20 protein-coding genes are annotated in these 18,061 nt (G+C 33.7%); 5 read left to right on the top strand and 15 right to left on the bottom strand.

The window, feature by feature from the left end:
• Window positions 1-70: 70 nt before the first annotated feature.
• Window positions 71-1,456: a M28 family peptidase gene (locus HJ01_RS09970; protein ID WP_040473841.1), complete on the top strand. Its 1,386-nt coding sequence runs from the start codon at window positions 71-73 to the stop codon at window positions 1,454-1,456.
• Between the two features lie 104 nt (window positions 1,457-1,560).
• On the opposite strand, the gene HJ01_RS09975 is transcribed toward HJ01_RS09970, so the two are convergent.
• The 4 genes from HJ01_RS09975 to HJ01_RS09990 form a co-directional block, all read right to left on the bottom strand.
• On the bottom strand, window positions 1,561-2,646 hold the full coding sequence (locus HJ01_RS09975; protein ID WP_007138268.1) for an AI-2E family transporter: 1,086 nt from the start codon (window positions 2,644-2,646) through the stop codon (window positions 1,561-1,563).
• Window positions 2,647-2,740: 94 nt separating this feature from the next.
• Entirely contained in the window at window positions 2,741-3,835 is a 1,095-nt protein-coding gene (locus HJ01_RS09980; protein ID WP_007138269.1) for a PAS domain-containing sensor histidine kinase, read from the bottom strand.
• Window positions 3,836-4,009: 174 nt separating this feature from the next.
• Window positions 4,010-4,828: a 3-deoxy-8-phosphooctulonate synthase gene (gene kdsA / locus HJ01_RS09985; protein WP_007138270.1), complete on the bottom strand. Its 819-nt coding sequence runs from the start codon at window positions 4,826-4,828 to the stop codon at window positions 4,010-4,012.
• Window positions 4,829-5,010: 182 nt separating this feature from the next.
• Entirely contained in the window at window positions 5,011-5,466 is a 456-nt protein-coding gene (locus HJ01_RS09990; RefSeq protein WP_007138271.1) for a hypothetical protein, read from the bottom strand.
• A 155-nt stretch (window positions 5,467-5,621) separates the two neighbouring features.
• On the opposite strand from HJ01_RS09990, the gene HJ01_RS09995 reads away from it, so the two are divergent.
• Both HJ01_RS09995 and HJ01_RS10000 read left to right on the top strand, forming a co-directional pair.
• A complete protein-coding gene (locus tag HJ01_RS09995) occupies window positions 5,622-6,179 on the top strand; it encodes a YeeE/YedE family protein (RefSeq protein WP_040473842.1) in 558 nt (185 codons plus the stop codon).
• Window positions 6,180-6,182: 3 nt separating this feature from the next.
• Window positions 6,183-6,596 carry a DUF6691 family protein gene (locus HJ01_RS10000; protein ID WP_007138273.1) on the top strand — a complete coding sequence of 138 codons (414 nt, stop codon included), beginning with the start codon at window positions 6,183-6,185 and terminating at the stop codon, window positions 6,594-6,596.
• Between the two features lie 48 nt (window positions 6,597-6,644).
• On the opposite strand, the gene HJ01_RS10005 is transcribed toward HJ01_RS10000, so the two are convergent.
• From HJ01_RS10005 to HJ01_RS10045, 9 genes are all read right to left on the bottom strand, one after another.
• Window positions 6,645-7,316, bottom strand: a complete 672-nt coding sequence (locus tag HJ01_RS10005; protein ID WP_007138274.1) for a lysoplasmalogenase — start codon at window positions 7,314-7,316, stop codon at window positions 6,645-6,647.
• 7 nt (window positions 7,317-7,323) lie between these two features.
• Window positions 7,324-8,595 (bottom strand): sterol desaturase family protein, encoded by a 1,272-nt coding sequence (locus HJ01_RS10010; RefSeq protein WP_007138275.1) that lies wholly within the window; start codon window positions 8,593-8,595, stop codon window positions 7,324-7,326.
• A 98-nt stretch (window positions 8,596-8,693) separates the two neighbouring features.
• Complete coding sequence (locus tag HJ01_RS10015) at window positions 8,694-8,969, bottom strand: ATP-dependent Clp protease adaptor ClpS (RefSeq protein ID WP_040473843.1); 276 nt, start codon at window positions 8,967-8,969, stop codon at window positions 8,694-8,696.
• Window positions 8,970-9,139: 170 nt separating this feature from the next.
• The gene (gene prmA, locus HJ01_RS10020; protein WP_007138277.1) at window positions 9,140-9,973 is read right to left on the bottom strand and encodes a 50S ribosomal protein L11 methyltransferase; all 834 of its coding nucleotides are present in this window, start codon (window positions 9,971-9,973) and stop codon (window positions 9,140-9,142) included.
• Window positions 9,974-10,077: 104 nt separating this feature from the next.
• Window positions 10,078-10,830 (bottom strand): triose-phosphate isomerase, encoded by a 753-nt coding sequence (gene tpiA, locus HJ01_RS10025; RefSeq protein ID WP_007138278.1) that lies wholly within the window; start codon window positions 10,828-10,830, stop codon window positions 10,078-10,080.
• A gap of 39 nt (window positions 10,831-10,869) precedes the next feature.
• On the bottom strand, window positions 10,870-11,364 hold the full coding sequence (locus HJ01_RS10030; protein ID WP_007138279.1) for a TlpA family protein disulfide reductase: 495 nt from the start codon (window positions 11,362-11,364) through the stop codon (window positions 10,870-10,872).
• Window positions 11,365-11,574: 210 nt separating this feature from the next.
• Window positions 11,575-12,651 (bottom strand): ABC transporter permease, encoded by a 1,077-nt coding sequence (locus tag HJ01_RS10035; RefSeq protein ID WP_007138280.1) that lies wholly within the window; start codon window positions 12,649-12,651, stop codon window positions 11,575-11,577.
• 85 nt (window positions 12,652-12,736) lie between these two features.
• Complete coding sequence (locus tag HJ01_RS10040; protein ID WP_007138281.1) at window positions 12,737-13,837, bottom strand: BT_3928 family protein; 1,101 nt, start codon at window positions 13,835-13,837, stop codon at window positions 12,737-12,739.
• Window positions 13,838-13,850: 13 nt separating this feature from the next.
• A complete protein-coding gene (locus HJ01_RS10045) occupies window positions 13,851-14,393 on the bottom strand; it encodes a DUF1599 domain-containing protein (protein WP_040473907.1) in 543 nt (180 codons plus the stop codon).
• Between the two features lie 89 nt (window positions 14,394-14,482).
• Here HJ01_RS10045 and folP point away from each other — a divergent pair, with 89 nt between their 5' ends.
• A complete protein-coding gene (gene folP, locus HJ01_RS10050; RefSeq protein WP_007138283.1) occupies window positions 14,483-15,319 on the top strand; it encodes a dihydropteroate synthase in 837 nt (278 codons plus the stop codon).
• Window positions 15,319-15,930, top strand: a complete 612-nt coding sequence (locus tag HJ01_RS10055) for a hypothetical protein (protein WP_007138284.1) — start codon at window positions 15,319-15,321, stop codon at window positions 15,928-15,930. Before folP ends, HJ01_RS10055 begins: the two co-directional genes overlap by 1 nt.
• Window positions 15,931-15,968: 38 nt before the next feature.
• Here HJ01_RS10055 and rlmH read toward each other — a convergent pair whose 3' ends face one another.
• Together rlmH and HJ01_RS10065 are read right to left on the bottom strand one after the other, a co-directional pair.
• Window positions 15,969-16,442 (bottom strand): 23S rRNA (pseudouridine(1915)-N(3))-methyltransferase RlmH, encoded by a 474-nt coding sequence (rlmH, locus tag HJ01_RS10060; RefSeq protein WP_007138285.1) that lies wholly within the window; start codon window positions 16,440-16,442, stop codon window positions 15,969-15,971.
• A 6-nt stretch (window positions 16,443-16,448) separates the two neighbouring features.
• Window positions 16,449-17,867, bottom strand: coding sequence for an adenosine deaminase (locus HJ01_RS10065; protein WP_007138286.1), 1,419 nt, complete (start codon window positions 17,865-17,867; stop codon window positions 16,449-16,451).
• Window positions 17,868-18,061: the final 194 nt, after the last annotated feature.

An 18,061-nucleotide genomic window follows, 5' to 3' on the forward strand; every position in this document is an offset into this window, starting at 1 on the left:
TTATTTTTTAATAGTTATACCCAACTTGTTTTTTAATACATTTGAATTCTAAATGATAATAAAAAATTTAATGAAAAAGTCAATAGTCTCTGTTGTTTTGGTTCTAAATAGTTTTTTTCTTTTTGCACAAACGAATGAAGAAAAAATGATCAAGGAAATTTATAAATCCTCGTTAACCAATTCTAAATGTTATTCTTGGTTGGATCATCTATCCAATCAAATTGGTTCTCGTTTGTCGGGTTCTGCTAGTGCTGAAAAAGCGGTGCAATATACCAGGGCGCAAATGGAAACGTTAGGTTTTGATCGGGTTTATCTTCAAGAAGTGATGGTCCCTAAATGGATGAGAGGCGAAAAAGAAACTGCCTATATTCTTGACAATAAAAGTAAAACGAATGTGCCTATCTGCGCGTTAGGAGGTTCGATTGCCACTTCAAAAAGCGGACTTATCGCTGAAGTGATAGAAGTGCAAAGTTTGGAAGAATTAGCAGCCTTAGGAACGGATAAAATTAAAGGTAAAATAGTGTTTTATAACCGTCCAATGGATAATGAACAAATAGAGTCATTTCATGCTTATTCCGGTGCTGTGGATCAAAGATATGATGGGGCCAAAGAAGCATCAAAGTTTGGAGCGGTGGGTACAATCGTGCGTTCCATGAACTTGAGACTGGATGACTTTCCTCATACGGGTGCTCAGAGTTACGGTGATATTCCAAAATCGCAATACATTCCAACGGCTGCGATTAGTACAAACGGAGCTGAATTACTATCTAAAAAGCTAAAAAGCAACTCCAAATTGAAATTCTATTTCAAACAATCCTGCGAGCAATTTGATGATGTATTGTCTCATAATGTGGTGGGAGAAATCAAAGGAACGGAACATCCTGACAAGATAATGGTTGTAGGTGGACATTTAGACTCTTGGGATCTAGCTGATGGTTCCCATGATGATGGAGCAGGAGTAGTCCAAAGCATGGAGGTAGTAAACATCTTTAAAAATCTTGGATATAAACCCAAAAATACGATTCGCGTTGTTCTTTTTATGAATGAAGAAAATGGACTTAGAGGCGGTAAAAAATATGAGGAGCTTTCTTTAGCAAATAATGAGAATCATATATTCGCCCTAGAAAGTGACTCAGGTGGTTTCAGTCCAAGGGGATTTTCTTTAGAATGTGATGATGCTCAATTTGATAAAATAGCAAGCTTTACAAAGGTATTTGAGCCTTATTTAATTCATAGTTTTGTAAAAGGACATAGTGGTTCAGATATTGGGCCGTTAACTTCTAAAAACATTGTAAAAGCAGGTTTAAAGCCAGATTCACAGCGCTATTTTGATTACCATCACGCTGCAAACGATAAATTTGATGCGGTGGATAAAAGAGAATTAGAACTTGGAGCTGCTACTATGGCTTCTTTGATGTATCTAATCGATCAAAATGGAATAGACACAAAACAGTAATATTTTTTTAAAACTGTTCAGTTCTGAAAAAACCACAAGTATATTCTTGTGGTTTTTTTATTTAATCCAAAGCGAGTATTTATCCGGCTTTGTAAATCATATTATCACTTTGTTTTTTGAGGTTCGCCATCTCCCAATAACAGGGATAATGTTTTTAAACTTTCCGTTCGATCGGCAATTAGCTTGGCTATGCTGGCAAAGGGAATGAAAAGGATCATTCCGGCCGCGCCCCATAATATTCCGCCTGCCGTAATCATGATGATGATTACGAGTGTGTTAATTTTTAGACGACTTCCTACCGCAAAAGGGAATATCACATAGGCTTCAAGAATTTGAACTATGGAAAAAACAATAATAACGCCCAAAGGGTACCAAATTGAATTGAATGTAATCCAGGAAATAGCTATAGGTAAGAGAGAGGAAATCAAGATTCCGATATAAGGGATGAAAGTGAGAATGGATGCAATAAATCCAAACAGAACAGGATGAGGAATGCCAACGATTGCGAGGCCAACACTGTTTAATATACCGACGATTAGGTAAACCAGTAGCATTCCTTTTATGAAATTATAATAAGCATGTATAGTTTCGGTCAGAATTTCTTTTATGGTTTCTTTTCTTTCAGCTGGAAAAATCTGGTAAAGAACGTTAGCAAGTATTTGACGATGATAGAGTATGAGAGCCGAAAAAACGGGAATTATCAAGAGGTAAAAAAAGATTTGTGAAAATGAATATGCGGCATTCCGCAAAAAGGAAAGAGCCTGTGAGCCAGAGTTATTAATAGAGTTTTTAAAAAATTCAAGTTGTTCTTCCATGCTGATTTCAAACCGCTGTGCAATATAGACACTGATTTGATTTAATGTTTCCAGAAGTTTTTTTCTGAATGGTTCCCATTCATGGGAGAACTGGTTTATTTGCATAAAAAGTAAATAAAAAAGGGTGACTGCAAAAACTAGTATAAAAGAAAGGGAAATTAAAATGGCTAAAGTTTTACTTACTCCCTTTTTTTCCATCCATTTACAAACGGGAAACAGAATGAAACTGATTAACAATGAAAAACTGAGAGGGATAAAAAGCGTTTTTCCAAAGTAAAGCACGAAACAAATAAGTACAAAAAATTGAAGTATTTGAAGCGCTGAATATTCAGCGTTTGGGTAAATTGGATTTGTTCTTTTCGAAATTTGTTTCATAAGAGTTTTGAACTTTAACGGTTAAATACTTCTGTTGCAACGCTTCTTTAATTCGCAAAAAAACTCAATGTTAGCCTAAACGACTCTTTTTATTTCAGGCTCTAAATGTTATGATAAATTCGGCACCTTCATTTATTTTACTCTCGACTCTGATGTGGCCGCCAAGATTGGTGACATGATTGTAAACTAAATAAAGACCAATGCCAGTACTATCCACATTAGTGTGGAATTTTTCATACAGCCCAAAAATCTTATTTTTTACCTTATCCATATCAAAACCTAACCCCTCATCAGAAAAAATTAACTGTTTCACCCCATTGACTTCTTTAGATTGGATATTAATAATGGGCACATGATGTGGTTTTGAATATTTAATAGAGTTGGTTAATAAATTCAAAAAAATACTTTTAATATACGCTTTGTTAAAAGTAACATTCTCAAAGCCTGAAAAGTCAATATTTATAATTGCTTTTGAATCATGTACCAGAGAATTTATGGAGGCGAGTACTTCATTAAGAGATTCACTTAAGTTTACTTCTTCGATTTGGGTATTTATATTCTCATTTTCAACCAATTCATCTATCGAATCGTTTAAAGTTTGTTTTAAATTTTCACTTGTTAATTTAAGAATGTTAATTAATTCCAATGTTTCCGGATCGTTGATTTTAGAAATATCGATAAGGCTAAAAACGGAAAGCATGTTATTAATAGGAGACTTTAAATCATGGGATGTTTTGTGTGATCGAACGGTAAGTTCCTTATTAATTTGGGTAAGATTAGCAAGAAGTAAATTTCTTTCTTGTTCGACTCTTTTTTTATGTGTGATATTCTTAGCAATTGCATAAATTAAATGTTCAGACTCGATAGGCATTGATGTCCAAGACAACCAAACTATCTCTCCGCTTTTAGTTAAATATCGATTTTCGAAATTTAAAAGCGGCTTGTTTTTATACACCTGCTCTCTGGTTTCGATAGTAATTTTAAGGTCTGGTTCGTAAACAAAACTACTTATTGGGTTAGCATACAATTCCTCATCTGAATAGCCTAATAATTTTGAAACAGCGGGATTTATCCTCTTGAAATACCCATCAAATCCTGCAATACAAATAAAATCGGCTGAGATATTAAAAAAATTATCGAAGTGATATACTTCCCCTAAATCAGGATTTGTTTTTTTTATAGTCTTCATTTACTTTGTATTATATTAAAACGGAATATGTTTTCGAATTTAAGATTAAATTTTGTTTTTTTCTAAAATTATGTTTGAAAATTTTAATTTAAGTAGGATGGGTTTGAGGATTTGTTCAAAATAAAAGAACCACGCAATGCGTGGCTCTTTTATTTATCTTCAAAAGGGCTAGATTTAAAATGAATTTACCGTTTTTCTGATGGCCACAAGTTTGGTCATTAAAGCTTCAAAATAGTCCAAATGCAACATATTTGCACCATCGCTTTTTGCATTAGCGGGATCAAAATGAGTTTCGATAAAAATTCCATCAACACCTACGGCAATTCCTGCTTTGGCAATGGTTTCAATCATATCTGGTCTTCCACCTGTTACACCTGCAGTTTGGTTGGGTTGTTGCAAAGAATGTGTTACATCAAGTACTGTCGTCGCATATTGTTGCATAGTAGGAATTCCTCTGAAATCAACAATCATATCTTGATATCCAAACATGGTTCCACGATCCGTAACCATTACATTTTCATTGCTACAGTCCAAAACCTTTTGTACTGCATGCTTCATGCTTTCTGGACTCATAAATTGTCCTTTTTTCAAGTTAACTACTTTTCCAGTATTGGCCGCAGCCACTACTAAATCAGTTTGACGTACCAAGAAAGCTGGAATTTGCAATATGTCCACATATTGGGCAGCTAAATCAGCATCCTCATTAGTGTGTATATCAGTAACGGTAGGGACATTAAAAGTTTCAGATACTTTTCTCAGTATTTTAAGCGCTTTTTCATCTCCAATTCCTGAGAAACTATCAATTCTTGATCGATTTGCTTTCTTAAAAGAACCCTTAAAAACGAAAGGTATTTGTAATTTATCGGTGATTCCTATCAGTTTCTCAGCAATTCGCATTGCCATTTCTTCACCTTCAATGGCGCAAGGTCCAGCAAGCAAAAAGAAATTGCCGCTATCAGTATACTTAATTTGTGGAATATCTTGTATGTTCATAGTTGTATTATTTAAAGCTGCAAAGGTAGTTATGATTTGCGATTTACGGTTTACAATTTATATTTTTTATAGCTAAGAACAGTATGAACAGGAGCTAATTCCTGCTATCCGCTTTAATCTTCTTGTTTTTAAAGAAAAAACAAGAAGGATTTCGCTGCTATCAGGGCTAGGGGACTGTGCTTTTAATTAATTTTCTTTAAACTAAAACCAACGGGCACTTTTAGAAAGCCCTTTTCATAGATATTCATATACAATAAGATAGGCTTTTTAATGCCATCCCATTTCACTTCATAAACATCTAAGAATCCAGCTCCCATTTCACTTCTCTTTGTAGGAAACGGGCAGCAGCTTTCTATCTTGACAAAGGTTATTTTTTGTCCTTTAGGCCCTGCCAAAGCATTTAAAAAACGTTCTTGATTGACTGTCTCATTCCTCGTGCTGTAATAGAAAACATTGATAGGATAATCCTTGTCATATCCATATTTTGGATCCTTACTATATTCTGTAAGGACAAAAGTATTGTTTTTACTAAGCTGTGGAAGCGGTGCATTGTCATCAATATTTTTTATAGTCGACTTGGTACTAATACAAGAAGTAAATAAGAATATTGAAGCAATAAAAAGCATTGTTTTTTTCATGTAATTGGTATAAGTTGGTGTGCGAGTCTAATTTTTTATTACTACAAATATAATCAGAACTAGGAAGGCTATCGCAGCTGTCATCAATATTTGTTATTGGTTTGTTCTATTTTTAAAATAGAGAATCCTTACTTTTGCCAAAATTAAAATTAAATATGGAGATTATTTTTCAAACATGGCCTTGGTATGTATCCGGTTTTTTGATTGGAATGATTATGCTTTGTCTAATCTATTTCGGTAAAACTTTTGGGATGTCATCAAACTTGCGTTCCATGTGTTCGATAATGGGAGCGGGTAAGCGTACTGCTTTTTTTGACTTTGACTGGAAAGAACAACGATGGAATTTAGTTGTTGTCGTAGGTGCTATGTTAGGTGGTTTTGTGGCGGTTCATTTTATGAGTAGTCCTTCAAATGTTGACATAAACCCAAAAACTATTGCACAATTAGCGCAGTTGGGAATTGATGCACCAAACGGAAAATTGGTTCCTGATGCGCTTTTTGGCACTCCTGTTTTTCAATCTCCTAAAGGTATACTTATACTTCTGATAGGTGGTATTCTAATTGGTTTTGGTACACGTTACGCCGGTGGATGTACATCGGGACACGCTATCTCTGGATTGAGTAATTTACAAGTCCCTTCTTTAAAAGCGGTAATTGGCTTTTTTATAGGTGGTTTGATTATGGCTTATTTTATATTCCCTTTAATTTTTTAGAAAATGAAAATATTAAAATATTTATTAGTTGGTTTTGTTTTCGGAATTGTATTAACAAAGTCAGAAGCAGTTTCTTGGTATCGAATTTATGAAATGTTCCAGTTTCAATCTTTTCATATGTATGGAATAATAATGGTAGCAATAGGTACAGGAATAATTGGAATCCAAATTATAAAAAGAAGAAAAGTAAAAGACATTAAAGGACTGTCTATTGAGATCGCAGATAAAGAATCGGGATCGATTCGCTACTGGGTTGGAGGGATCTTTTTCGGACTAGGCTGGGCTCTTGTGGGTTCTTGTCCAGGACCAATATTTATTTTGCTTGGAGCTGGTTTCTGGAGTATTCTGATTGTTCTTTTTGGAGCTTTATTAGGCACTTATATATATGGAGTGTTCAAAGACAAATTGCCTCATTAACACTATCTTTTTCATCATTTAAAATAGCATTTCTTAAAAAAGAGGATGCTATTTTTTTTGATTTAATTTTAAAATCCCTACTACAATTAAGTATTGAGCAATTAAATAAGTGACCATAATTAGAAAAGAACTCATTACAATAGAGGAGTAAAACTTATTGAAAGCCAAAATACTATCAGAACTAACAAAAGCAATCGCGCCTATCAAAATATACCAACTTCCCGACTTTTCCCAGTTTAAAAAACCTTTTAGGGCAAATAAAAGCATGGTTGAAATGACTAAGGCATAAACAAAAACAGGCAGCGTTAAATCTCCCAACGTTGGTAAAAGAATAGAAATCATAACAAATAAATACACGATTATAACAGTAACACCAATCCAGAAGACAGCCTTGTTTTTTCGATTTTTGTATTTTAACTGTTTATTAAAAAGTAATATATAGACAATATGCGATATTAAAAAGGCAATCAGACCCACTATGAAAAAAAGTTCGTCTCGATCTGCAAAAAGGAGAATAATGTCTCCAATCCATGAAAAAGTTAAGGCTGTCAAAAGGAATTTTTTTGATGGAAAACTGCCGCTAAAAAATACTGCTAACAGTAGAAAAGGGATTAAAAATGGCTTTAGGAACCAAGCAATCTCTTCCTGACCTAAAAGTATAATTAGAAGGTAAAATAAGCTTATACCCAGATAGCTCTTTAATAGCAGTTCGTTTTTCATATTTTGGTTATGAATTAATAAGTATTCCTTTTTTTACTCTGAACTCAAAAAACACAAAATAAAAGTTCATGGCTAGTGAAATAAACAAATAACCGATAATCAAATAATTGACAATTGGGAAATGTGAATTAAGACCAAACCAATCTCCAAAATAGGCAAGTACACTAATAGCGGTCAAAAAGCGGAAGCTTTCCCAATAGATTGAATATTTACTTTTATCCATTAACTCCGTATAACTGTAAATAGTTAAAAAGATAAATAAGCCATAAATAAAAATATTAGGTAAACCGATATTGCCTATGTTATTGAATAAAAAAGCAACAATAACTAAAGTAATCAAAGCTTGCACCATCGACCAATATGTAAGGTTTAAAGAACTTTCGGAACCGTACTTTTCAAAGTTGTAGACATCGGTAATTTTATTTACAGGATATTTTTCTTCAAAATTTTCTGGACGCCATCCTGTTGGTTTGAACCAAATGGTCAATTTGTCTTTCCATTTTTCAGCGCGCCAAGCATCAGAGATCAATAGCGCAAGATGTTGAAAATTAATCTTTATAGGATTCCAGGTGCTAGCAGGTCTCGTTATACCAAATACAGGAGGCACTGTTTCTAGTTCTTCTTGAAAAGTGCCAAACCATTTATCCCAAAAAATAAATATCTGCCCATGGTTTTTATCAATATATTCGGCATTTATGGCATGATGCACACGATGATGTGACGGAGTGACTAGTATTTTCTCTAGAATCCCCATTTTCTTAATGTGTTTTGTATGGTACCAAAACTGGAGGAATAATTGAATTGGCAGTGTTATGATTATGACTTTGGCCGGAACACCTATTAGGGCAGCGGGAATCAATATAAAAGTAAAAAGATTTATGAAAGTTGATATGGACTGGCGCAGGGCGCAAGCAAGGTTAAACTCTTCACTGCTATGATGTACGGCATGTTTATTCCAGAAAAAATTAACTTGGTGTGCTATACGATGATTCCAATAGCCATAAAAATCGATAATGACGAAGGCCACAAGATAGGTAAGCACATCAGCTTCTAAAGTAAATAATCCTATTTTAGAGACCATCCAGTCATAAGAAATGAAGGTGATACTAAGCCCTAAAACGTCTTTTACAGCATTTGTAATACCGGAACTAACGCTTGATACGCCATCCATTAAGGGGACACTGTCTTCTCCTTTATATGACCCATAAATCTTTTCAATTATAATCAATACCAAAAAAAGCGGCATCGCTATAATTAATATTTTACCATATTCTTCCATAAAAAAAATATTCTAATTTATTCAAATATAGAATAAATTAGAATATTTTTTAAATTATCTTTAAAAAAATTCCTCTTAAACGAAATTATTCTTTTAATTTAAACAATTTCAGCACTTAGTCCCGCTTCAAGCAGTTGGCTGCATTGGCGTTTTAGTTTGTCAAGTGGACCCGTTTTTACCGTACATTTTCCATTGTAATGGACTATCAATGAACATTGCTCTGCTTGTTCAGGTGTATGATCACAAACACGCATTAAGGTATTTATGACGTGGTCAAAAGTATTAACATCATCATTATAAACTATAATTTCGTTATTTATTGATGTCACCTCTTTTAAACTGACCTTCTCTCTTGTTTTCTCTTTTGTACTCATCTTTAAATAATTTTGGGAGTTAAATAAAAATATAGTTTGACTTGTTTTTTATTATACAAAAAGTAAAATTTTGTAGGTTTTAAATACAGTATTATACTCTTTATAATTCTAATTTTTTTTGCTAAATTTATTCTGAAATGGAGCAGCTTTGCTAATCCAATTTTATTGTACTAATTTACGTATTTTAATGAAACCCAATTGTTTCTTTCGAACTTTTTAACATATTTCAAACCTTTTTCAGTGCAGGATGCATCAATGAAAGGGATGTCTTGTTCATAAAAACCACTTAAAAGTAACGTTCCTTTTGGATTCAAACAATCAACATAACTTTGCATGTCGTTCAATAAAATATTGCGGTTAATGTTTGCAATAATCAAGTCGTATTTTTTTCCTTTCAATAGTTCTGCATCGCCTTCATAAACAGTGATGTGATGGCAATCATTACGTTCTGCATTTTCTATTGAATTCAAATAACACCAATTGTCAATGTCAATGGCATCAATTGGTTGTGCACCTTTCATTTCGGCAAGAATTGCTAAAATTGCTGTTCCGCAACCCATATCAAGCGCTTTCATTCCAGTAACATCGGTTTCCAGTAAATGTTGAATCATCATATGTGTTGTCTCATGATGACCGGTTCCAAAACTCATTTTCGGTTCAATAAGAATGTCAAATTCCGCATCGGTTTTTGGATGAAAAGGAGCACGTACGTGACAATTTCCTTCTACATCTATTGGTTCAAAATTCTTTTCCCATTCTTCATTCCAGTTGACTTGGTCTATTTCTTCAAAAGTATAATCAATCTTAAACTCTTCTGATTGCAGAATATAGATATCCTCTAGAATCGTTTCATCCCATAAGTCTTTTTGAACAAAAGCAGATATACCCGTTGCAGTTTCAGTAAAACTTTCGAATGCTTTTTCGCCTAGTTCAGCAATCAATATTTCCGATCCTAGTTCTTTTGGCTCAATGTTAAAATGGTAACCAATATAAATATTTGACATATGTATTTTTTTTGCAAAGGTACTCTTTCTCTTTTATGGAATAATATAAAAATAAAAAAAGCGATAAAATGAATTATCGCTTTTTTCTAAACTAGTTTTTAATTTTAAATTGCGTTAACAATTGCTATGAAATCATCTGATTTTAATGCAGCTCCACCGATAAGACCTCCGTCTACATCTGGGTTAGAGAAGATTTCTTTAGCATTGTCTGGTTTTACACTACCGCCATAAAGAATAGAAACATCTTCAGCAATATCGCTTCCAAAAGCTTTACGAACTGTTTCTCTGATAAATTCATGCATTTCTTGTACTTGTTCCGGAGAAGCAGTTTCGCCTGTCCCAATAGCCCAAACTGGCTCATATGCCAGTACAATGTTATCCCAGTCTTTAGCTTCTATTTGAAATAAACCATCTCGCAATTGATTTTCAACAACATTAAAATGGTTTTTGGATTGACGGTCTTTCAACTCTTCACCAAAACAAAATATTACTGTCATATCATGTTCTAATGCAGTGTTTACTTTACTTGCAATCAATGCGTCAGTTTCGTGAAAGATAGCTCTTCGCTCTGAGTGTCCAAGGATCACTATGTCGACTCCAACACTTTTTAACATATCAGCAGATATTTCTCCTGTATAAGCACCACTTTCAGCTTGATGTACATTTTGAGCTGCTACATCAATATTAATAAATTCTAAATGGTCTACTGCTGAAGCCAAATTCACAAAAGTAGGTGCTACGATTACTTGCACGTCAGTTTCCGTTGGCATTTTTTCTATTAATTCGTTTAATAGATCCTCGGTTTGCTCTGCATTTTTATTCATTTTCCAGTTTCCAGCTACAATCTTCTTTCTCATTTCAGTAAGTGTTATGTTTAGTTATTCGTTTTTAGTTCTTTATTTTAATTTTTTTAAGGTCTTGTTGATTTTATCAAAATCAGTCTCTATTGCGCGGTACAAGGCAATTTTACCTGTTTTATCTACTATGATGTATCTTGGTATCCAATCTAGGTCGATCGAGTTTGCAAAGACTCCCTTCATTTGGTCATTAGCCATATAGTGGTCACCTTTAAGTTGGTGTTTATCGATTCCTATTTCCCATTTCTCAGCTGTTTTGTCCATCGAAATAAAGACAAAGTCAACATCAGGATTATTCGCTTGAAGTTCTTTTATTTTTGGCATAGCTTTTATACAATCTCCACACCACGAAGCCCAAACTTCAATTACGACTGTTTTTCCTTCATGCTTTTTTAAAACGTCTTGAAACGGAAGCTGACTTCCAGAAGTAGTCAATAATGTTTCTGACAATGCTTCTTTTGAAAAGCTAGTTTTTTGGGCATTGGTACAAGAAAATGTAGCGAATGCTATAAATAAAGCAAATATTTTTTTCATTTTTTATATTTTAAACAAAGTTAAACAAACAATTTGATTGAGGATTATAGATTTTTTTTTTTTGAATATACGGGATCATAATCACAAAAGGCCCTGTTTTAGTGATGAAATTGAAATTGAAATCGTTGTAGTTGGGTCTACATTGATCCTTATTTTCTTACTATTAATAATTTAATTTTTAAAACAAACAAAAAATATCCGTTTTTGGGACTATGAGAGTCTGATTTTCGGATCCAGATACGCGTAAATAATATCCACCAGAATGTTTATTACTACAAAAGTGGTCGAAATGATAAGTACGGAGCCCATAATGACAGGCAAGTCTAAGTTATTTAATGCTTCTACAATTTCTTTACCTAATCCATTCCATCCAAAAATAAATTCCACAAACACGGCTCCGGCAAGCATAGAGGCAAACCATCCAGAAATTGCGGTTACTACTGGATTTAATGAATTTTTTAAAGCATGCTTTCTGATGATTTTAAATTCAGATAAACCTTTAGCTCTGGCAGTACGAATATAATCTTGTCCGAAAGTCTCCAGCAAGGAATTTCGCATCAATTGAATTACAACAGCCAATGGACGTATTCCAAGCACAATTGCTGGTAAAATGATGTTTTTCCATTGGATGTAGCTTCCCTCGCCAAAATCATCCACCTCGTATAAACTACCCGTCATATTCAAGTGTGTGTATTTTTGCAATACAAAGCCAAAGAGCCAAGCAAATAAAATGGCACTAAAGAAAGAAGGGATACTCATTCCTAAAGTACTTATTAATGCAATTAACCGGTCAATCCATGTGTCTTTGTATAAAGCTGAAATGATACCGAAAATAACACCAAAAACAATGGCGATCACAATGGCAAAAAGGGCTAGTATAGCTGTGTTGGGTAACGTATTTCCAATAATATCAGATACTTTTTTACCGCTTTTCTGGAAGCTTTCCCTTAAATAGGGTGTCTTGATTACAAGTTCATTTTGCCCAATACTAAAAAGGGTAGCCGCATTGTATTTCCCCTCACTTAAATAGGTGTAATCTGATTCACTATTGCTATGAATAGAAATAGGTGAAAGGTCATTGAGATAGTATAAATATTGTGTCGAAATGGGTTTGTCAAAACCATACTTTTTCTTAATCAAAGCTAATTGTTCTGAATTTTCATTCTGATCTAACATCATTCTCGCAGGATCGCCTGGCAAAACATTAAACAAGAAAAATATTACCGTAATCACTCCGTATAGAGTAAGCAGTGCATAGCCAATTTTATTTAGAAAGTATTTTAGCATTTCTTTTTTAAGTCGAAAGTCGTCTGTCTTGTAATCATAAGTGTAAATTAAATCCTCTGATAATAATGTGTCGATTTACGACTATTTATAGGTCTAATTTTTTAATGTCATTGTAATGCACTTTCTGTTTAATTGTTCCTTTTTCAAGAACAACTATACTTGGATTTGCTCTTTCAATAGTTTTTAAAGTAGTTGCGTCACAAAAGTAGAAGTCGAAAGTAAGACCGTATTTTTTTCGTGCTTTGGCAATTAACTTCGTAGATGAAGCGGTCATTCCTATAACTTTATACCCTTTGGCTTTAGCTTCTTGCTTTAGCTTTTCCAATTTTAGCATTCCAGCTTCTTCTGCCGTAGCTAAATCGTAAGTTACAAACAGTAGTAGTTTCGGCTCTTGCAGTAATTCTTCTTTATAATCTGAATCTTCTTTTACCATTGTAAAATCATGGATAGGAGGAACATATCCTTCAGTAATTACTTTGTCTTTTCTATCCACAAAAGTAGCGCCTTCTGGAATTGCCATTAAGTCTTTTTCAGTAAATTCTGTATCAACTCCATTTACATTGTATATGAAAATCATTTCAACTACTGATTTTGGAGCACCTTCAGGAATCTCCATTCCTTTTTCGATGTTTGCACCTACTTTATAGGCTCTAAAGTCAATTATTGGCAAGTGATTCAGTACCCAAACTGCCATGAACATGCAAAGAATTATACTTGCATAGGTAATCATGTTTTGGACAGCATTTGCAAATAAAGGATTTACTAATTTTTTATTGATGAACAGAATAAGAATGAAAAATAATAAAATAATATCCTTTGTAAAGGATTGCCAAGGGGTAAGATGCAATGCATCGCCAAAACAACCACAGTCTTTAACTACATCAAAATAAGCAGAATAAAAGGTTAAAAATGTAAAAAAGCCAATCATTAATAATAAGCTCCAAATCGTGCATTTTGATTTGTAACCAATGAGTAGCATAACGCCCAATACCACTTCTACTATTACCAAAAATAAGGCAAGTCCTAAAGTTAATGGAACTAGAAAAGGCAGGTTGAAAACAGGTTCACTGAAATATTCATCCAGTTTATAAGAAAAACCTACTGGATCATTCAGTTTAATTAATCCTGAAATAATAAATAGTAAGCCAACGAATATTCTTGAAAATTGAGTAATTATATTTTTCATATTTTGTTTAATTTTATTTACCGAAACCCATTAAGATCAAAGCGAAAATAGCGTAATTGATCATATCTTGATAGTTAGCCTCGATGCCTTCAGAAACGATTGTTTTTCCTTTATTGTCTTCAATTTGTTTAACACGAAGTAGTTTTTGCAGAATTAGATCGGTTAGTGAACTCACTCGCATTTCGCGCCAAGCTTCTCCATAATCATGATTTTTATTTTCCATCAACTCTTTGGTAACTTTGATTTTGGAATCGTAAAATAGGGTAGCTTTTTCTACATCTAAATCTGGTTGGTCTGCTACTCCAAGTTCTAATTGGATTAAAGCCATAATAGAATAATTGATGATTCCAATGAATTCACCCGTTTCATCTTCGTTCACTTTACGAACTTCATTTTCCTGTAAGCTCCTGATTCTTTGTGCTTTTATGAATATTTGATCAGTTAATGAAGGCAATCTAAGTATGCGCCATGCACTTCCATAATCAGTCATTTTGTTGATAAAGAGCGAACGACAAATCGCAATTACCTGATCGTATTCTTGAGAAGTATTCTTCATTATTGATGTATATTTGTCTAAAAATTTTCTCAAAAATAGCATATTTTTTTTTGAATGTAGAATTTTGAAGCCCATAAAATTGTAAACAAATGACTATTAACTGCATAGGCCGACTGATAGACTTAGCAACTCCCAAAGTAATGGGAATTTTGAATGTAACCCCCAATTCATTTTTTGATGGTGGAAAGTATAGGCCCGGACCATCAGGAGAAAGTGAAATTCTTTCTCAAGTAGAAAAAATGCTACTTGATGGTGCTACATTTATTGATATTGGAGGATATTCGAGTAAACCCAATGCCGATTTCGTTAGCGAAGAGGAAGAACTTGACAGAATAGTTCCAGTGGTGCGGTCAATCCTCAAACACTACCCAGAAGCAGTACTTTCCATTGACACTTTTAGGAGCGCTGTGGCTGAAGCCTGTATTAAAAATGGTGCGGCAATGATCAATGATATTTCAGCAGGAATGTTAGACGAGAAGATGATGGAAGTGGTTGCGAAATTTAATGTGCCTTACATAATGATGCACATGCGCGGAACGCCGCAAACGATGCAAAATATGATTAATTACGACGATATCGTCAAAGAAATGCTTTTCTACTTTTCAGAGAGAATTCATAAAGCCAGAAGTTTGGGTATAAATGATTTGATAATCGATCCTGGATTTGGCTTTGCCAAAAACCTGGAACAAAATTATGAGGTATTTCAAAAATTGGAGTTATTCGAAATGCTAGAATTGCCTTTATTGGTAGGTGTTTCAAGAAAATCAATGATTACGAAATCTTTGGACATCAGTTCAGCTGAAGCTTTAAATGGGACAACGGTTTTAAATACAATTGCTTTGACTAAGGGAGCAAAAATAGTACGTGTTCACGATGTAAAAGAGGCTATGGAGTCTGTTACGTTGTTTAATAAAATAAATTTATAATGATGAAATATATAAGCCTGATTGTTCTTTTTCTTATAATGTCTTGTGGAAATAAGGAAGACATAGTATTACCAAAAGCTGATAGAACTATTGTTAGTAATATAGAAGATCATTCGCCAATCTATATTTTTTTTAGAACAAATGAGAAAGATACTTTGGCTGAAGTCAATAGGAAAAACAGCATCATTACTACCAATTGGATCTTCAATATAGACAAGCGTTTGCCTTTGCGAATTGTAATCCCTGAAGTGATGAAATTGCAAGATAAGAAGCGAAAAGAAAAGGCGCATAAAAACGAAAAAGCCGAGAATTATTATTCGTATGCTGATAGTATTGGTAAGAATATGGCTTTTATTCCTTTTACGAAAGTGTACTATAAATTAGAGAAGCCAATTGGAATCAGCATTTTTTTTAATAAAAAGAATGAAATTCTAGTAGATCATGTGATTGTGAAACAAGATGAGCTAGACAATTATCTTAAAAAAATGGCTGATAATTCAAATAGATACCAATTGTGTTTTGATGAAGAAATGTCATTTGATTCTTATGTGAAAAATATTATTTTCCTTCATTCAATCAAATTACAAACTACTGAAAATTTCATATTCTAAACTTGAAACTCTAAATAAAGAAAATCTGAAACTTTTTTTTACTGGTGATGGTAGGGTTCGTTTTTTAAAATAGTGAAACCGCGATACAACTGTTCGATAAAAAACAGACGCACCATTTGGTGAGAAAAGGTCATCAGTGAAAGTGAAATTTTTCCTTGTGCTTTGGCATAAACTGTATCCGAGAAGCCATATGGGCCTCCAATAACAAAAACTAAAGTCTTTACACCTGAATTCATTTTCTTTTGCAATTCCTCTGAAAATCCTACACTGGAGAAATTTTTCCCGTTTTCGTCCAATAAAATAAGTTGGTCTGTAGGTGTTAGTTTTGCCAAGATTAATTCACCCTCTTTCTCTTTTTGCTGGCTTTCAGATAAGTTTTTTACATTCTTAATATCTGGAATGATATCTAAATCAAACTTGATGTAAAAAGACAAACGTTTGGTGTAATCGTCAATTAAAGATTGTAATGCTTTATTATCGGTTTTGCCAATAGCGATAAGTTTGATGTTCATTCTGTTTTATTTTATTGGAAAATTAGCTTCAAAAGCATTGAATCGAAGATCAAGATCTTCTAATAATTGTTTTTTAACCGTCTCATCTTTTATAAAACTGTAATAGATACTGTTGTAAACGTATTGTTTGATGTTTGCATATGAAACGTTCTTGTATCGTTTGGCTAGTAAGACATATTGTTCCGTCATATTAGTTCTCAATATCCCCGCATCATCTGTGCTGATTACAATAGGGACACCAAATTCCTTGTACAATGAGAATGGATGACGGCTCTCTTTTACTTTTAAAATAAACTCATTGCTCACTAAGTTAATCTCGATTGCGATGCTGTTTTTTGCCATATAACGCAAGAGTTCATAAGGGTTTTCCTCATAGGCAAGATCTACTCCATGACCAATTCTGTATGCTCCCGCAGTATAAACCGCATCTCTAATGTGCCAAGTAAGATCTTCGGGTTGTACTAATCCTAAGGTAAGTTCGCCCGCATGCATAGAATATTTAACAGTAGGGTAGCGGCTATGGCAATAGTTAAACATGACCATTTGCAACCAATAATCTCTCATGGAGGTTTCGCCATCTTCCGGTGAAACGATATTAACACCTGCTATAAGGGGACTACTATCTGCAGAAATAAAAGCAACCACTAAGTTCTTGAATAAATCTACGGGTTCCATAAATCGCAACACAAAATTTTGGTATCGCATCGTAAAACGTGCATCGTCAATTTTTAGGTTGTTGTGGAGTTTGGCAACAAAATTAGTATTGAAGTCTTCCGCATAGGATGGAGCTCCTTTTTGAAGTAATGTACTATATAGGGAATCTAGAAGTTGGTTAATTCCATCTTCATCTTTGTTAACTGCCAATTGCCTCAATTTTTGATTATAATCCGTCAGCTCATCGACATTGATAGTGCTAGGTATTGTAGATAACTGCGTTTCTATATAACTTACATTTTCCTTAATGGCTCTATTTTTTAATTCTAGTAAGCCTTCTCCAAAGTGACCAACAATTGCAGGACTAAACTTATCAAAGGATTCGAAAAACAGCTTATCGGAAGGATAATCAACATTATTATAATCCTTAACGGACCATTTCTCCATTATTTGTTGTTTGTAATACGCTAATTTCCCCTGACTTTTTAATGTTGAAAATAATTCCCAATTCCCGTCTAAAGGTTTCTCCTTAAGGACTTGCATGGTTGCAGTATTCAGGTAGAAATCTTCATTTATTGCATCTTCCAAAATAGGCTCTGCATAAATAGATCCACTGTAATGGTGGTGTAAATCACCCCCTTTAGGCATTTGAGAAAAGAAAGCAGTTAGCTCAGCTTCGTTATTTCTAATTTTTTCAAAATAAGTATTAGCTGTTTGAGCGTAGCCAAGATTTAGTATAGCGGAAAAAAGAAGCGCAAAATATATTTTCATAGGTTGGGTTTAGTCGATAACTGTTTTTTTGTAGAAAGTGATTTTGGGTCAATCTTAATCCTTTAACTTTCAATTCACTCTAAAACGGTGGCAAAGATAATGGATTATAAGATTAAAAAAAATGGAGTTTTTATTATGGGTTATATTTTACGTAAAAATACCACAGCTATTGCCGCATTTTTACGTCTAATTCA

This window comes from Flavobacterium frigoris PS1 (assembly GCF_000252125.1).
Taxonomy (GTDB): Bacteria; Bacteroidota; Bacteroidia; order Flavobacteriales; family Flavobacteriaceae; genus Flavobacterium; species Flavobacterium frigoris_A.

Excerpts from the sequence above, each read along its gene's own strand:
- HJ01_RS10000 (WP_007138273.1), top strand. The coding sequence starts at position 6,183 with ATGAAAATATTAAAATATTTATTAGTTGGTTTTGTTTTCGGAATTGTA.
- HJ01_RS09995 (WP_040473842.1), top strand. The coding sequence starts at position 5,622 with ATGGAGATTATTTTTCAAACATGGCCTTGGTATGTATCCGGTTTTTTG.
- folP (WP_007138283.1), top strand. The coding sequence starts at position 14,483 with ATGACTATTAACTGCATAGGCCGACTGATAGACTTAGCAACTCCCAAA.
- HJ01_RS09975 (WP_007138268.1), bottom strand. The coding sequence starts at position 2,646 with ATGAAACAAATTTCGAAAAGAACAAATCCAATTTACCCAAACGCTGAA.
- HJ01_RS10065 (WP_007138286.1), bottom strand. The coding sequence starts at position 17,867 with ATGAAAATATATTTTGCGCTTCTTTTTTCCGCTATACTAAATCTTGGC.
- HJ01_RS09990 (WP_007138271.1), bottom strand. The coding sequence starts at position 5,466 with ATGAAAAAAACAATGCTTTTTATTGCTTCAATATTCTTATTTACTTCT.
- kdsA (WP_007138270.1), bottom strand. The coding sequence starts at position 4,828 with ATGAACATACAAGATATTCCACAAATTAAGTATACTGATAGCGGCAAT.
- HJ01_RS10030 (WP_007138279.1), bottom strand. The coding sequence starts at position 11,364 with ATGAAAAAAATATTTGCTTTATTTATAGCATTCGCTACATTTTCTTGT.
- prmA (WP_007138277.1), bottom strand. The coding sequence starts at position 9,973 with ATGTCAAATATTTATATTGGTTACCATTTTAACATTGAGCCAAAAGAA.
- rlmH (WP_007138285.1), bottom strand. The coding sequence starts at position 16,442 with ATGAACATCAAACTTATCGCTATTGGCAAAACCGATAATAAAGCATTA.
- HJ01_RS10055 (WP_007138284.1), top strand. The coding sequence starts at position 15,319 with ATGATGAAATATATAAGCCTGATTGTTCTTTTTCTTATAATGTCTTGT.
- HJ01_RS09980 (WP_007138269.1), bottom strand. The coding sequence starts at position 3,835 with ATGAAGACTATAAAAAAAACAAATCCTGATTTAGGGGAAGTATATCAC.
- HJ01_RS10040 (WP_007138281.1), bottom strand. The coding sequence starts at position 13,837 with ATGAAAAATATAATTACTCAATTTTCAAGAATATTCGTTGGCTTACTA.
- HJ01_RS10015 (WP_040473843.1), bottom strand. The coding sequence starts at position 8,969 with ATGAGTACAAAAGAGAAAACAAGAGAGAAGGTCAGTTTAAAAGAGGTG.
- tpiA (WP_007138278.1), bottom strand. The coding sequence starts at position 10,830 with ATGAGAAAGAAGATTGTAGCTGGAAACTGGAAAATGAATAAAAATGCA.
- HJ01_RS10045 (WP_040473907.1), bottom strand. The coding sequence starts at position 14,393 with ATGAAGAATACTTCTCAAGAATACGATCAGGTAATTGCGATTTGTCGT.
- HJ01_RS09970 (WP_040473841.1), top strand. The coding sequence starts at position 71 with ATGAAAAAGTCAATAGTCTCTGTTGTTTTGGTTCTAAATAGTTTTTTT.
- HJ01_RS10005 (WP_007138274.1), bottom strand. The coding sequence starts at position 7,316 with ATGAAAAACGAACTGCTATTAAAGAGCTATCTGGGTATAAGCTTATTT.
- HJ01_RS10010 (WP_007138275.1), bottom strand. The coding sequence starts at position 8,595 with ATGGAAGAATATGGTAAAATATTAATTATAGCGATGCCGCTTTTTTTG.
- HJ01_RS10035 (WP_007138280.1), bottom strand. The coding sequence starts at position 12,651 with ATGCTAAAATACTTTCTAAATAAAATTGGCTATGCACTGCTTACTCTA.